Source organism: Neobacillus niacini (assembly GCF_030817595.1).
Lineage (GTDB): Bacteria > Bacillota > Bacilli > Bacillales > Cytobacillaceae > Neobacillus > Neobacillus niacini_G.
Genome location: NZ_JAUSZN010000001.1, coordinates 2,927,207 through 2,941,683, shown reverse-complemented (window position 1 = coordinate 2,941,683; position 14,477 = coordinate 2,927,207). Strand labels below are relative to the sequence as shown.

Below are 14,477 nucleotides of genomic sequence, written 5' to 3'. Positions count from 1 at the left end.
TTTTAAGAACGAGTATAGGCAAATTGCATACATATAGAGTGTAGGGGTAGGTAAATGGAGGTGAATTGGATGGAGAAAAAGCCAAAACGTGGACCGTTACTTTACGTTTCACAGACTTTTTTAGATACACCTGTAAAAAACATGCAGGAAATTTTTACAAACCGGCAGGAGGTCCAACTGCCGATGGAAGAACCACAGCTAGAGGAGGAAAACAACAAGAAGGTCTTTGAGGTTTCATTGGCTAAGACTGATTTACCTAAAGAGTCTAAAGTTAAAGAAGTAAAGCAGGAGAAAAAAACCCAAAGTAATCAAGAAAAACAACGTGCATTTAACCGCGTAAAAGGCTTTAAGGAAATGAATCTTATGGAGCGTTTAGAATACCTGGACAATTTCCCTAAAGCATTACCACCTGTTCCATGCGTTTTTTATACCGAAGAAAAGAATTACCAGGGCTATTTAGTCGAGTACAACGAACAAGATGTAACCATTCGATTTCCAAATCAAACAACTGAAACGATACCTTTCAAGAGTTTAAAAGATGTTATGATGATCGGAATAAAGCGATAAACAAAAAAAGCCAGCCGGATTAATCGACTGGCTCATTTTATTACCAATCATTAGTCACAAAGACCAAGATCGACATCTGCAATACACTGTATTGCACAGAAACAATTTAAATCAACTGTAATACAGTCATTGCTTGCTCTGAAGCGATTAACCTGACAGACTCTTTCAAGGTTAATACAGCATCTGTCTCCGCCAGCTACGAGATTAACCGGCACAAATCCTCCGTTGTCGCTGCGTCCTGGAATCAGGACACGAAGTGTTGCACAACAGTTATCAAATATATCTTCCACGCGGAAGAAGATTGATACGCAAGCATTGTCTTCGCCGCTAAAGAACGCGTGGAATGGTGAGCCATCAGCGTTTTTTAATACAAAAACACGAGTATCTGCACGATCTCTCCTAGCCGGTGACACTAATGAACCAAGTGGTTCCAAGAAACAACTTGGGCAATCTACGCACTCATCATCTAATACAGCATTATCCTGGATATCTTTAATTGCACGTACTACATCGCAGACACAACCATTATTACTGCGAGAGTCACTATTTCTGCCACAACCCATTAATTACTCCTCCTTAATCCGTGATGTTTATCTTACATTACTAAGATATTTAAGCAGGACTAATTGGGTAACGGACAAACGCCTTTTTGATGAAAATTAGGCTAATTATACGGAAAGGACGGTAGAAATGAACATTGATCTTTTAAGTTTTACTCTATTGGCATTTGCCTCGTTTAGATTAACAAGGCTCATTGTATTTGATAAAATCACAGAGTTTCTCCGTGATCCGTTCTTTGATGAGATTGAAGAAGAAAATGAAGACGGGACAATGGAGGTATATTACCTTCCTAAGGCAACTCCAATAAAAAAATTTATTGGGGAGCTGCTTAGTTGTTATTGGTGTACAGGTGTTTGGGTTTCAGCGGCAATGGTCATTGGATACCTTTTGTTACCTTTTGTGTTCGTTCCAATTATCCTAGTGTTTGCTGTGGCGGGTTTAGCTGCAATCCTAGAATCCATTGTTCAACTTTGGATTTAATAAGCTAAAATAGTTGTCCGCCCGAGACAAGTTCTTGACTACTTTCATATCTTAACAGTAGGACTAAGTATAGGAGTGGTGGAAAGTGAACATAGAAAATAAGAAAACGCAAACAACGAAAAAATCTCAAACCAAAAAAACTACTAAGAAAAAAGGCTGTGGTTGCGGCAAAAAAACTCAAAGATAATCGGTAAACTGCCTGTTTTTTTGACGGCAGTTTTTTTTTGCTCAAAAGTAACAAATATAAAAGTTATCCTAACCTTGCCACATAATTTCCGTTAAACTCGAAAAAACTACAATGTAGTGATTTCAATAATTTGAAAAAGGGAAGGGAAAGAAATGGTCTACATAATTCGAGTGATTTTAAGTATATGCATAACATTATTAGTCTCCTGTAGTCAGGGACAAGCTGAAAAAGAAAGCCAAATGGCTCTCATTAAAACGACCAATCCTACCCCTACTGTTACCAAGAAAAATTATGGCCAGGATAACGTTGAAAGAATTGAGCGGGAAGTCGAGAGTATTGATGAGATTTATGATGTGGCTGTAGTGAAGGGGAAAGAGGCAACACTTGTTGTCTATAAAGTGAAGCATATGCAGCGTTTTAGAATGAAGCAAATTGAAAAGGACTTAACCAAAAAGCTGGAAGAGAAATACCCAAAGGAACAATTCACAGTTTCCAGTGACTATAAGATATTTCTAGAGGCAGTAAGGCTCGTTGAAAGAAAAGATAATGGAAACCTATCGGATAAGCAGGCTGAAAAACGGTTAAACGAAATCGTAAAAATGACATCAGATATGAAGTAAGGAAGGGATGGACAGCAAATGGCGAACAAACAGAAAAAAATGACGCCTCAGCAGCAAAAGTATCAGCAGCTTCAACAAAAGCATGAATTGAAAAGACCAGTCTTAAAAAATTGTATCAAAGCATTTTTTGTGGGCGGTTTAATTTGTGTTGTTGGTCAAGCTATAAGTTATTTTTATATTTACTTCTTTGACTTCACTGAACAAAATGTCGGAAATCCAACCGTTGCAACAATGGTATTTTTATCAATGCTGCTAACGGGATTTGGTGTTTATGATCGTCTAGGACAATTTGCCGGTGCAGGGAGTGCGGTTCCTGTAACTGGTTTTGGAAATGCTGTGATATCCGCCGCTATCGAGCACAGAACAGAAGGATTCGTATTAGGTGTTGGAGGAAATATGTTTAAACTTGCAGGCTCGGTTATTCTTTTCGGCGTTTTCTCTGCTTTTGTTGTTGCGCTAATAAAAACGCTATTAGGAATGTGGGGGGTTTTGTAATTGTTAAAAGGGCAACAATCTTGGGTCTTTGAAAACAGACCAATGATCTTGGCAACGGGTGTCTCCGGCGGACCCTTTGAGGCAAATGGCAACTTAGCAGACGACTTTGACACTTTGCATGAAGACCTATGGATGGGAATGGATTCTTACGAAAAAGCACAAAGAGTCTTACTTGAAGAGGCGATAACCACGACATTAGAAAAAGCAAGAATGGATAAAGAGCAAATTGAATTTTTATTTGCTGGGGACCTGATTAACCAAATTACTCCATCCAGCTTTGCAGCAAGGACTGTACAAATCCCTTATTTCGGACTGTTTGGTGCTTGCTCAACATCAATGGAAGGGTTAGCGTTAGCATCTTTTGTGGTTAATTACAAAGGCGCACGCAACGTGTTAACAGGAGCCTCAAGCCATAATGCGGCAACTGAAAAACAATTCCGCTATCCAACCGAGTATGGAGGACAGAAGCCTCCTACAGCACAATGGACGGTTACAGGAGCAGGGGTAGGTTTGGTAACTGAGAATGTCCCTGGACAACAACACCCCGTTACCACATCTGCAACAATTGGGAAAGTCATTGACATGGGATTGTCTGATCCTTTTAATATGGGCGGTGCTATGGCACCTGCAGCAGCAGATACCATTATGGCACATTTTCGGGATATGGAACTAGATCCTTCCTACTATGATTTGATTATTACCGGTGATTTAGGAAGAATTGGACAGGAAACAACCTTCGAATTACTGACGAAAAGCGGTCTTAATATAGAACGGAACCAATTTCAAGATTGTGGACTATTACTATATAAAGATGACCAGCCTGTTCAATCTGGTGCGAGTGGTGCGGGTTGCTCAGCTGTTGTGTTATATGGTCATTTGTTAAACCAGATGAAAAAGGGAGTATATAAGCGGATATTAGTGGTTGCAACGGGTGCATTGTTATCGCCGCTTAGTTTTCAGCAAAAAGAATCGATACCATGTATTGCACATGCGGTAAGCATTGAAATGAATGAAGTGGGAGGGTAATTCCTATGTTAGCGATGTATTTTTGGGCATTCGTGGTTGGCGGAATTATATGTGTGATCGGACAGCTGTTATTTGATGTGGCAAAGCTTACGCCAGGACATACCCTAAGCTTACTCGTCGTAATAGGAGCAGTTTTAGATGGCTTTGGTCTTTATGAGCCGCTCATTAACTTTGCTGGTGCAGGTGCCACGATTCCAATAACAAGCTTTGGTAACTCATTGGTGCATGGTGCACTGCAGGATGCAGAAAAGCATGGTCTAATTGGAGTATTGACTGGTATGTTCCAAGTAACCAGTTCTGGAATTTCAGCGGCGATTATTTTTGGATTTATCGGCGCATTAATCTTTAAACCCAAAGGTTAAAAAATTTTTATAGGTTGTCTTTAGAGAAGCGCCCAGTACACTTTGTAGCTATATCTCATATGTTATAAATGAGACTACAAAGTGAGGTGACACTCTATGTTCGGTGGATATGGTGGATATGGCGGCTGTGGCTACGGCGGTGGATATGGCGGCGGTTCAACTTTTGTTTTAATCGTCGTATTATTCATTCTTTTAATCATCGTCGGTGCAAGCTTTTATTAAAAAACTGCATAAACGTGCAGGCAAAGAAAAGGTTGGCCCTATTAGTAGGCCAGCCTTTTCTTTTTTTCATTTTTTTCACGTTTTTACCCTTCCTTCATACACTATCAGTAGCCTATGAAGGAGCGTGATTTTACCATGGATAATGGTTTTTTTAAAAATGTCGAAAAGAAAACTGGCGTAAATATGAAAGATATTTTTGATTTAGCAAATTCCTTGCAAAATGCAAACTTTAAAGATGAAAATACGGTTCGTAATGTCATTCGCCGCGTTTCACAAATTGCGAACAAACCGGTAGATAAGGCAACAGAAGATAAAATTGTGCAGTCCATTGTAAACGATGGAAAACAGCTTGATTTTAATACGATTTCGAAAATGATTAATAAGAAATAAGTCATTCTAGAAAGATTGTCGTGAACATTTTAGAGCTGCAAAAAGGTTTTGTACATTTTTCATGAGGATTTATACAACTTTCAGTTGGTTATGTACTCTTTTCATGGAGTTTTGTACACTTTTTCGGGGGTTTTGAACATTTAGACAATATTTGGAAAGAATCACACGAAAAATGAAGTAAAAGACCTCTTTCCTTGATTAAGTCCATATAATTGTGTAAAAAGAAAATGAGTCAAATTAATTCCTCATGGCTACAATGTTAACGGCTAAGAAAACAATGTGGAGGAATTAATTATGACTCAAGTACAGTTTAACCTAAATATCGATGATTTAAAAGATTCTGTTATGAACTCTAATATAGACGCTGTCATCAAAGCGTCTATCGTCTTGGTATTGAATTCTTTTATGGATAAAGAACGTGATGAGTTCTTGCAAGCCGGATCCTATGAACGTTCTATTTCACGACGTGACTACCGTAATGGATACTATGATCGTGATTTATTAATTAGCATTGGGAAAATTACTCTTCGAGTACCACGTACTCGTAGTGGAGACTTTTCGACTACTGTGTTTGAACAATATGCTCGTTGTGACCAAGCCCTTGTATTAGCCATGCTTGAAATGGTTGTAAATGGGGTCTCCACAAGAAAAGTTTCAAAGATCGTGGAACAACTCTGTGGGCAAAAGGTTTCTAAATCATTTGTATCTACACTTACAGAAAAGCTAGATCCTATAGTGAATCAATGGGCAAGTCGACCTCTGAATACGATGTACTACCCTTATATCTTTGCAGATGCCATGTATATCAAAGTAAGAGAACATAATCGTGTTGTATCTAAAGCTGTTTATATCGCAACGGCCGTTGACCAAAACAATAGACGTGAAATTCTAGGCTTAAGAGTAGACCATGGGGAGAGCACTGAAGCCTGGCAACGATTTTTCCAGCACCTAAAGTCAAGAGGACTACAATCACCTAAGCTAATTATTTCAGACGCACACAAGGGGTTAAAGTCTGCCATTGGTATAGAGTTTGTTGGATCCTCTTGGCAACGGTGCACGGTGCATTACAAAAAGAATATCATTACGCATATGCCAAAAAAAGGCATGGACGAAGTGAAAATGGGTTTAAAAAGAATATTTGAGGTAGCGTCGGTTGAAGAGGCAAGAAAATATAAAAATGAGTTCATTGAGCAATTTGGAGATAATCCAAAACTAGAAAAAGCTATAGAGATATTAGAAGAAGGCTTCGAAGATGCCATTCAATATCTAAATGAGAAACCAAAATACCATAAGCATATTCGAAGTACAAACTCGTTAGAAAGAATCAATGAGGAAGTTCGGAGAAGAGAGAAGGTAATTAGAATATTTCCTAATACACAATCCGCATTCCGATTAATTGGTGCGGTCTTAATGGACTATGCAGAGGAAGTAGGAAGAAGAATTATTCAGGACCAAGAAGAAAAGAAATAGTAACCGCGAAGCGCGAATTTTTGGTGTACTGGAAGGGGGGTACCCCCCTTCCAGTACACCAAAAATAAATAAGCTGCTTAACATTGTTCTTCATAGGAATGAATTTACACATAATAATGGGCTTGACTCTTTCCTTTGATGGAAACAGGTCTTTTTGTTATTTTTTCTTACGCTTTATTAAAGGTGATAAAAACCGCGAAGGATTAGCCTTTTTGCCTCTTCGATTTTGGGGAACAGACATAAGAAGCTCATGCTTGGCACGTGTCATCGCCACATAAAAAAGTCTTCTTTCTTCTTCAATTTCTGAAAAGTCACCATTTCTTAAGCCATCCAATGCGTAATCATGCGGTAGACTGCCATCTACTGCTCCTATGATATATACATTTTTATATTCTAATCCCTTAGCCCGGTGTATGGTACTTAGACTAATAGCATCGGGAAAATGCTTGCTTAAATTTTTGATTTCCTTGTTCATTGCCGTCATATGTTCAGCATGAGACAAGAAAGCTTGAATACTCGTAAAGCTTTTGGCTGCAACTTTTAGATCTTTTAAATCATCAGAACCTTTATCTTGCTGATTTGATTCAGTGCCGCGTTTTTTCAAAAAATCAAGGTAACCCAGGTCTTTTTCAATCGTTTCAATCGACTTTAATGGGGATCCAAATTTCAATGAGCGAATGAGTTGTACTGCTGTTTTTAATTTCTTTTCTTGAAAAGCGTGCTTTGTTTTTAAATGAGAAAGGGCTTCTAGATAGGTACAATCTTTCAGTATGCTTTCAGCTTTTATATCCTTAAGCACCGTTTGACTCAAAAAAAGACTCGGTAAAATAGCAGATAATGTCTGATGGTCATCTTCATCTAAGCTTAATTTTAGAAAAGAAAGAACGCTTCTCACAATATGCCGTTCATAAAAAGCCTCTGAATCCAAATCAATTTTAAACGGCAGGTTTGAACTAGCCAACCGTTCAAACACAGCACGAGAACCTGCATTTGTCCGATATAAAATAGCAAATTCGGATGGTTTTGCTCCCTGTACAATCTTCTCTTGGATATCGGTTACAATCATCGTTGCTTCTTCTTCCTCATCAAAAGGGAAAAAGAGGATGGGAGACATACTTGATTCAAATTGTGCCTTCATTTTCTTTACTCTTCGAACTTTATTCTTCGCAATCATCTCATTTGCCGCAGAGACAATTTCATGGGATGAGCGGTAGTTTTGCTCTAGTGTAACCAACTTTGCATAAGGAAAGTCTTTTTCAAAATCTAAAAGATAACTAGGGTCACTGCCTCGGAAGGAATAGATGGCCTGATCGTCATCCCCAACAGCACAAACGTTTTTATGCTTGTCTGAAAGGAGCTTTATCAGCTCATATTGAACCTTATTGATATCCTGAAATTCATCAATCAAAAAATACTGAAAGCGATTTTGGTAGAGTTCAAGTAGAGACGGGGAGCTTTTCAACAGCTGATAACAGCCAATCAACATGTCGTCAAAATCAAATAGACCTTTTTGTGTTTTATATTCCTCATATTTCTTATATAGGTAGGAAGCTTTTTCTTCCCAATCAGTAAGCGGCTTCACTTCATGAGGGAAAAGAAGTGAATTCTTCCAGAATCCAATTTGCTGAAGGGCTAAATCATAAGTAAATTCCTTTTCAGATAGCTCGATTGCCTTACCAGCCTCTTTCAAGATCTTTTCGCGCTGCCATTCTTTCTTCAACAGACGATCTGATGACCAATTGTTTCCTTCATGGAACATAAGAATACGATAAAAAATACTGTGAAAGGTGCCTGTCACCAGCTTGCCTATTTGGTCCTTCGTAATCTGAGGATAGGAAAGTAAACGAGTTTTCATTTCTCCCGCAGCTTTTGAGGTAAAGGTGACGAGCATAATGGTACGCGGATCAATTTTATTTACATTCAGCATGTAAGCAGTACGTGCTGTAAGTACTCTAGTTTTGCCGCTCCCCGCACCAGCAAGAACTAATAATGCTCCTTTTGTTTCGACGACAGCTGCTGCTTGACTTTTATCAAGTATAACTCCGTTTGCTGCCAGTTCTCTTAAATAGGTGTCATTTGCAAGATGATTTACACCTTCAGTTCTTTTAAATGGAGTGGAACATTCTATGGTTTTGGAGGGACGGTATAAGCTTGTATTTCTTGTAGTTTCAATAATCGTTCTTCCTTGGGGGATACGAAACCCATCCCGTTCTACAATGACTGGTTCCAATTCTTCTTCAATAACTGGTTCTGGGCATTTATGTTCCGGCGATTTTATATGATAAAAATATGGTTCTTTCTTAATTCCGAGAAATAACCGGACTTTTTCGTGGCAAACAGGACAGGATAATTCACCATTTTTTCCATACGTATATAGGAGTTGATATTGTTCTCTTCCAAATTGGTCAAGAACAATTCTTTGGTTTTGGTGCATAGCAATTTTCATTTTTTAGCCTCTTTATTCAAAATACGACAAACTCTATCATAACAAAACCTGTCGATATCGAAAAGTGCCCTTGAATTCAAGAAATGAAAAAAGCACCGCCACTAGAAGGGCAGGTGCTTGAATTAAATTTTTTTTAACATTGTCTTATGCGGGATACCTGCGTCTAAAAATTCTTCAGAAACTATCTCATATCCAAGGCCAGCGTAGAACGGGATAGCATGTGTTTGTGCATTTAACTTTAACTTATGTAGAGATTTTTTTTGAGCATAAGATTCGATTTCTCTCATTATTGCTTTTCCAGCACCAGTATTTCTAGCTTCCTTTAGTACACAGATACGTTCTACCTTACCGAAACCATCCACAACACGAAAGCGGCCAGCAGCGACCGGTGTGCCTTCTTGGTAGGAAACGAAATGTACAGCGTCTTTCTCAAATTGATCGATCTCTTCTTCTTCAGTGACATTCTGTTCGTCGATAAAAACAGTTCTTCTAACAGAGAAAGCATCTTGCAGTTCTTTTTCATTTTCACAAACTTTTACATTCACAGTTGATTATTCCTTTCCTAGGCGAAATGTTTCATAAACCGTCCAAGAACCATTCTCTAATTGGTATAGTAAATGGAAGCGGTCAATCGTCTCTTCATGGTCAAAATTTTTCATTCTTAATGAACCGTAAACATCTGAATGCTCATCATTCGAAAGCTTTTGACCAATCGTAATATGTGGAACGAAAGCATATTCAAAATTTTGCTCACTAAATTCCTGATTGATTTCATGATGCAATTGGTTTAATTCTTGAGTCGGTTCTACTTTAAAGTAAATTACATTATTTACTGGTTGGAAAGAGCTGATTTTTGTTGTTTTTAAGGTAAAAGCACTGTTATTACTTGCAATATGCCGTAATTTATCAGCAAAATGGATTACTTCTTGTTCTGTTGCTTCAAATGCATTCTTCAATGTTAAATGCGGAGTAATTAGTGAATAATGCGGGTCATAACGCTTTCGATAAGAATTCGCTAAATCTTGTAGCTTTTTGGATGGAAAAATAACAACCCCAAATTTCATATGTCTAACCTCCAGATTAGAAGAATTTTTTCCGTGATTAAATGGTGCAGTCATGGACCTTCTTGATATTATAGCAAATATTCAAAAAATATGAAATCACCTTTAAAACATCATCTTAAGAGCTCTCTTTAAATCTGGCTGCCAATATGTCCATGTATGGTCGCCATTAAACTCATCGTAAAAGTAAGTAAATGACTTATCGGTAAAGATAGCTGATAGCTTTCGATTTGGACTGAGGAAGTCACTTATTTTGCCGTTAGTGGTTTGAACCTTTGTTTCTTGATTTCCAACGATGTGATATATTTCTAAAAGTTCTGTTTCTGTGAAGCTGTTAACCATGTCCAAGACCTTTTCATTTATGTATGGTGATTGTAAAAGGACCTTTCCAAAACTGTGCGGGTATTGAAGAGCGGTCATTAAAGATACGGTTGCTCCAAGTGAATCACCAATTAGTGCTCTTGTGGAGCCCATATGGTAGGTTGGGTACTCTTGATCTAGGAACGGTACTAATTCGTGTGCTAAAAAACGAATGTACTGTTGATGTTGATCACCATCGGGGTGGTATTTCCTGCGGCGATCACCTACATTATTATAGGGTATCCCAACAATGATTAAATTCTCAATTTCTCGGTTAAAAAGGTACTCATCTGCTAATCGTCCGATTTTGCCAAGTTGAAAATAATCTCGGCCATCTTGAGCAATTAACAGTGAGTACTTATATAATGGTGAGAAATTTGATGGCAAATAAATGAGAAGAAGGATTTCTTCTCCCAGCTCATTACTTTTAATAATATGTTCTTTTATCGTGCCTTTTGGTATCTCCATGCGACAATTCCCCCAATGTTCGATAGATACAAATGCATTTTATCATAATTATATTGGAAATGCTCAAGGGGAGTGAATGGAATGGGATTGTTGTATTAGTGTAGGAAGCGATTATTGGAGCGAGTATTTGGCATTAAGGATAAAATATTTTCCCGGCGGAAGGTGCGAATCTGTTTACGGAGCAGACAAAAAGCACGAATATATTCATCATTGACTTCCTTCACAAGTAATTTACGCTGCGAAATCTGTTGATCCTCAGATAGATAAATCATCTCTAACGGAATATTTTCCTCTATAGAACGTAACAAAAGTCCATCCATTTCCTTCCCGCCTTTCCTGTTGTTATATACTATTATTATATCCGAACGTTTGTTCTTTATTCAAGAAATTTTAGAACAGGTGTTCTTTTTAAAAACTATTGACTTTTAATCAATTTTTACTATAATTATAAATGTAGCTTAATAAGGGATCTGATAGTTCAGTGGGAGAATACATCCTTGACAGGGATGGGGTCGGGGGTTCGAATCCCTCTCAGATCATAATCAAAAAATCCTAACATCCAATTGGTGTTAGGATTTTTCTGTTGAAGGGTCAGTCTCCATAGGAGGCTGACCCTTTCTACGTCTCTAGACCTAATCAAAAATCAAGCTCAGGCTCAATTATGTGAAACGCTGTAAAAAGGTAAGATGATATCAAGAAAACAAAGGAGGCAAACAAAATGAAAAAATTTGGTTTAGTTTTAGCAGGTGGAATTGCTGCCATCGTTTTACTTTCTACACTTGGTCCGATGGTGGGATTACTAATAAGCTTGGTGCTTTTATATCTCATCTACAAACAGTTCTTAAAAGCAGAATCAACAGGGGGGAAAATTGGACTGGGCATAATTGGGGTCATCTTTCTAATGGCTTCTATCTCTAATGCACCTGCAATCATTGGTGTTGTGGCTGCTTACATTCTTTATCTTGTCTATAAAAACTGGAATTCCAGCAAACGCTCTGTAATTAAAGAAGAATCTGATCTATTTGTAAATTATGAAAAGCAGTGGAATGAACTGAAAAATTATTAATCGAAGGAGAGAATATAAAATGACAAACCTTTTCACAAGAATTAAGAATACGGTAACTGCAGACTTAAACGAGGTCCTTGATAAAAAAGAAAAACAAAATCCTATTTTCTTACTAAATCAATACCTTCGCCAATGCGAACAGGAAACCGAAAAAGTTGCAAAGTTCTTGGTGCGTCAAACTGCACTTAAGGATGAGTTTACAAAAGAGCTGTACCATGCGGAGCAGTTAGCTGAAAAAAGGAAATATCAAGCTGAAGTAGCTTCAAAGGCGGGAGAATCTGAGCTTTATCAATTTGCCTTAGAGGAGCAGCAATTATATTCTAATCGTGCAGAAAGATTAAAAGCATCTCTCGAGCAAGTAAAAAGTCAGCTAGCCGAATTAGATAGAAAGCATGGAGATATGAAAAATAAACTAAAAGATATGCAACTTCGTAGAATGGAGCTGATGGGACGTGAAAACGTAACAAGAGCAAATCATCGAATGGATCTAGTATTAGAATCTAACACAGATAAATCCTTCTCACGTTTCCAAGAAATCGAGAATTATATCAATCGTCTCGAGAATCAAGTAAATCGTTCATATAATCAAACAACAATTGATGCACGTATTGAACAGTTAGAAAAAGAAATGAATCACTCAAATTAGAATATGCAAAATGCAAAACGCATGGATGTAAGGTATCCATGCGTTTTTGTATTTATAAGCTTTGTTTCTCTATCCAATTTATGTAGTTATCCATCACAGTATCAATGAACTGAATGGTTGGCTGGTGAACCAGTTTTCCAGATTCGTCGATCTTTTCATGAACCGCGCCAATAAATACTTCATTTCCAGGTAGTGTTAGTGCAGATATGCCAGGAGAATTTAAAATCTGTCGTAAGTGCATTTGAGCACGAACGGTCCCTAGTACCCCAGGGGAACTACCGACGATCATAACAGGTTTGTTGACCATGACTTTATCGACACGAGAAAACCAATCAATGGCATTCTTTAAAAATGCCGGAATAGAGTGGTTGTACTCAGGTGTGACAAAAAGAACACCGTCACTTTCAGCGACCTTTTTCTTAATCTCCGTTACGATTTCCGGCGGTGTTAGCTCATCATCTTGATTATACATTGGGAGTTTTTCAATCGGAAGAATTTCAATTTCTGCTTTCCTTTGATAACGATTTTGCAAAAACACCGCTAATTTTTTGTTAAACGATTCCTTACGATTACTACCTACAAGCGCTACGATTTTCACGTAAATCTCTCCTTTCAGTCTAAATTCATATTATCACTATGTTGAAAGTAAATCATATGAAAAGAACTGAGGCTCCCAAAGAGGTTTAGCTGATTTTAACAACTAATTATTTTATATATCTATTATTTTATTGAAGACATTATTTGAATATTCTGTTATATTGTTCTATAATAGTTTAAACCCAAATTATTTAGTCATATGATAGTCTAAAAGGAGACGAGCTGAGGATGGAAAAAGTTAGTGTAGAAAGTAGAGGCTATTTTGGTGAGTTCGGTGGGAGTTTTGTTCCTGAAGAATTACAATTAGTAATGAACGAGTTGGAAACACAATTCCTAAAGTTTAAAGATGACCCGGACTTTATTGAGGAGTTAAACTATTACCTCAAGGAATATGTTGGGCGTGAAAACCCGTTGACATTTGCAGAAAATTTAACGAAACAGATGGGTGGAGCAAAAATCTATCTAAAACGAGAAGATTTAAACCATACTGGTGCACACAAGATAAATAATGCAATTGGTCAAATATTATTGGCAAAAAGAATGGGTGCAAAACGAATTATCGCTGAAACCGGAGCAGGTCAGCATGGTGTTGCAACCGCTACTGCGTGTGCAATGTTTGGTATGGAATGTATCATTTACATGGGAAAACTCGATACCGAGCGGCAGGCGTTAAATGTTTTTAGGATGGAATTATTGGGAGCAAAGGTGGTCCCGGTTGAAAAAGGGCAGGGCCGATTAAAGGATGCGGTCGATGAAGCCCTAGCAGACCTAGTTCAAAACTACCAGAATACTTTTTATTTATTAGGATCGGCAGTAGGTCCTCATCCATACCCGTCCATGGTTAAATACTTCCAGGCGATTATCAGTGAAGAATCAAAGCGACAAATTATAGAAAAAGAAGGTAAGCTTCCAACAGCAGTTATTGCGTGTGCTGGCGGCGGCAGTAATGCAATTGGTGCGTTTGCACACTATATCGATGAAAAATATGTACGTTTAATTGGTGTTGAGCCAAAAGAAGCCCCGACCTTAACAAAAGGAACGCCAGCAGTCATTCATGGTTTCAAATGTTTGACGTTATTGGATGAAAATAGAAATCCCCAGCCAACCTATTCCATTGCCGCAGGATTGGATTATCCAGGTGTTGGACCAGAGCATAGCCACCTGAAAACCAGCGGAAGAGCTGAATACGTTACAGTTTCAGGGCAAGAAGCATTAGAGGCATTCTTGCTCCTAAGTAAAACAGAAGGGATTATTCCAGCATTAGAGAGTTCTCACGCTGTTGCATATGCAATAAAACTAGCAAAGGATTTACCGAAGGATGATGTCCTAATCGTAAATCTATCAGGTCGTGGAGACAAAGATGTAGAGCAAGTATTCAATATGTTAAAAAAGTAATGGCTGTGACTAGACGTGTCGGATAACGATGCGTCTTTTTGTTATTTCAGCGAACATT

General features: G+C 38.0%; 19 protein-coding genes and 1 tRNA gene. 13 read left to right on the top strand and 7 right to left on the bottom strand.

Going from position 1 to position 14,477, the window contains the following annotated elements:
• Positions 1 to 69 precede the first annotated feature (69 nt).
• On the top strand, positions 70 to 567 hold the full coding sequence (locus tag QFZ31_RS14055; protein ID WP_307303680.1) for a CotO family spore coat protein: 498 nt from the start codon (positions 70 to 72) through the stop codon (positions 565 to 567).
• Between the two features lie 50 nt (positions 568 to 617).
• Here QFZ31_RS14055 and QFZ31_RS14050 read toward each other — a convergent pair whose 3' ends face one another.
• A complete protein-coding gene (locus QFZ31_RS14050; protein ID WP_179597673.1) occupies positions 618 to 1,130 on the bottom strand; it encodes a CotY/CotZ family spore coat protein in 513 nt (170 codons plus the stop codon).
• 127 nt (positions 1,131 to 1,257) lie between these two features.
• Between QFZ31_RS14050 and QFZ31_RS14045 the strand changes: the two genes are divergently transcribed.
• The 8 genes from QFZ31_RS14045 (at position 1,258) to QFZ31_RS14010 (ending at position 6,380) form a co-directional block, all read left to right on the top strand.
• Positions 1,258 to 1,608, top strand: coding sequence for a DUF1360 domain-containing protein (locus QFZ31_RS14045; RefSeq protein WP_307303677.1), 351 nt, complete (start codon positions 1,258 to 1,260; stop codon positions 1,606 to 1,608).
• Between the two features lie 339 nt (positions 1,609 to 1,947).
• Positions 1,948 to 2,415, top strand: coding sequence for a YhcN/YlaJ family sporulation lipoprotein (locus QFZ31_RS14040; protein ID WP_307303675.1), 468 nt, complete (start codon positions 1,948 to 1,950; stop codon positions 2,413 to 2,415).
• Positions 2,416 to 2,433: 18 nt separating this feature from the next.
• Positions 2,434 to 2,910 carry a stage V sporulation protein AC gene (spoVAC, locus tag QFZ31_RS14035; protein ID WP_307303672.1) on the top strand — a complete coding sequence of 159 codons (477 nt, stop codon included), beginning with the start codon at positions 2,434 to 2,436 and terminating at the stop codon, positions 2,908 to 2,910.
• On the top strand, positions 2,911 to 3,936 hold the full coding sequence (spoVAD, locus tag QFZ31_RS14030) for a stage V sporulation protein AD (protein ID WP_307303670.1): 1,026 nt from the start codon (positions 2,911 to 2,913) through the stop codon (positions 3,934 to 3,936).
• Positions 3,937 to 3,941: 5 nt separating this feature from the next.
• The gene (gene spoVAE / locus QFZ31_RS14025) at positions 3,942 to 4,298 is read left to right on the top strand and encodes a stage V sporulation protein AE (protein WP_179597663.1); all 357 of its coding nucleotides are present in this window, start codon (positions 3,942 to 3,944) and stop codon (positions 4,296 to 4,298) included.
• 96 nt (positions 4,299 to 4,394) lie between these two features.
• Positions 4,395 to 4,520: a YjcZ family sporulation protein gene (locus tag QFZ31_RS14020; protein ID WP_306072343.1), complete on the top strand. Its 126-nt coding sequence runs from the start codon at positions 4,395 to 4,397 to the stop codon at positions 4,518 to 4,520.
• Positions 4,521 to 4,655: 135 nt separating this feature from the next.
• Positions 4,656 to 4,910 (top strand): stage VI sporulation protein F, encoded by a 255-nt coding sequence (locus tag QFZ31_RS14015; protein ID WP_306072344.1) that lies wholly within the window; start codon positions 4,656 to 4,658, stop codon positions 4,908 to 4,910.
• A gap of 294 nt (positions 4,911 to 5,204) precedes the next feature.
• Positions 5,205 to 6,380, top strand: a complete 1,176-nt coding sequence (locus QFZ31_RS14010; protein WP_307303665.1) for an IS256 family transposase — start codon at positions 5,205 to 5,207, stop codon at positions 6,378 to 6,380.
• Positions 6,381 to 6,537: 157 nt separating this feature from the next.
• Here QFZ31_RS14010 and QFZ31_RS14005 read toward each other — a convergent pair whose 3' ends face one another.
• From QFZ31_RS14005 to QFZ31_RS13985, 5 genes are all read right to left on the bottom strand, one after another.
• Positions 6,538 to 8,826: an ATP-dependent helicase gene (locus QFZ31_RS14005; RefSeq protein WP_307303663.1), complete on the bottom strand. Its 2,289-nt coding sequence runs from the start codon at positions 8,824 to 8,826 to the stop codon at positions 6,538 to 6,540.
• 122 nt (positions 8,827 to 8,948) lie between these two features.
• Complete coding sequence (locus QFZ31_RS14000; protein ID WP_307303660.1) at positions 8,949 to 9,371, bottom strand: GNAT family N-acetyltransferase; 423 nt, start codon at positions 9,369 to 9,371, stop codon at positions 8,949 to 8,951.
• A 6-nt stretch (positions 9,372 to 9,377) separates the two neighbouring features.
• The gene (locus QFZ31_RS13995; RefSeq protein ID WP_307303658.1) at positions 9,378 to 9,890 is read right to left on the bottom strand and encodes a YjcG family protein; all 513 of its coding nucleotides are present in this window, start codon (positions 9,888 to 9,890) and stop codon (positions 9,378 to 9,380) included.
• 102 nt (positions 9,891 to 9,992) lie between these two features.
• Complete coding sequence (locus tag QFZ31_RS13990) at positions 9,993 to 10,715, bottom strand: alpha/beta hydrolase (RefSeq protein ID WP_307303656.1); 723 nt, start codon at positions 10,713 to 10,715, stop codon at positions 9,993 to 9,995.
• A gap of 95 nt (positions 10,716 to 10,810) precedes the next feature.
• Entirely contained in the window at positions 10,811 to 11,035 is a 225-nt protein-coding gene (locus tag QFZ31_RS13985; RefSeq protein ID WP_307303655.1) for a hypothetical protein, read from the bottom strand.
• 147 nt (positions 11,036 to 11,182) lie between these two features.
• On the opposite strand from QFZ31_RS13985, the gene QFZ31_RS13980 reads away from it, so the two are divergent.
• The 3 genes from QFZ31_RS13980 (at position 11,183) to QFZ31_RS13970 (ending at position 12,427) form a co-directional block, all read left to right on the top strand.
• Positions 11,183 to 11,254, top strand: a tRNA-Val gene (locus QFZ31_RS13980).
• 179 nt (positions 11,255 to 11,433) lie between these two features.
• Entirely contained in the window at positions 11,434 to 11,781 is a 348-nt protein-coding gene (locus QFZ31_RS13975; protein WP_307303654.1) for a flagellar basal body rod protein, read from the top strand.
• Positions 11,782 to 11,800: 19 nt separating this feature from the next.
• On the top strand, positions 11,801 to 12,427 hold the full coding sequence (locus QFZ31_RS13970; protein ID WP_307303652.1) for a PspA/IM30 family protein: 627 nt from the start codon (positions 11,801 to 11,803) through the stop codon (positions 12,425 to 12,427).
• A 52-nt stretch (positions 12,428 to 12,479) separates the two neighbouring features.
• Here the strand turns inward: QFZ31_RS13970 and QFZ31_RS13965 are convergent, their stop codons facing one another.
• Positions 12,480 to 13,025 carry an NADPH-dependent FMN reductase gene (locus QFZ31_RS13965; protein ID WP_307303650.1) on the bottom strand — a complete coding sequence of 182 codons (546 nt, stop codon included), beginning with the start codon at positions 13,023 to 13,025 and terminating at the stop codon, positions 12,480 to 12,482.
• Positions 13,026 to 13,252: 227 nt separating this feature from the next.
• Between QFZ31_RS13965 and trpB the strand changes: the two genes are divergently transcribed.
• On the top strand, positions 13,253 to 14,419 hold the full coding sequence (gene trpB, locus QFZ31_RS13960; protein ID WP_307303649.1) for a tryptophan synthase subunit beta: 1,167 nt from the start codon (positions 13,253 to 13,255) through the stop codon (positions 14,417 to 14,419).
• Positions 14,420 to 14,477 lie beyond the last annotated feature (58 nt).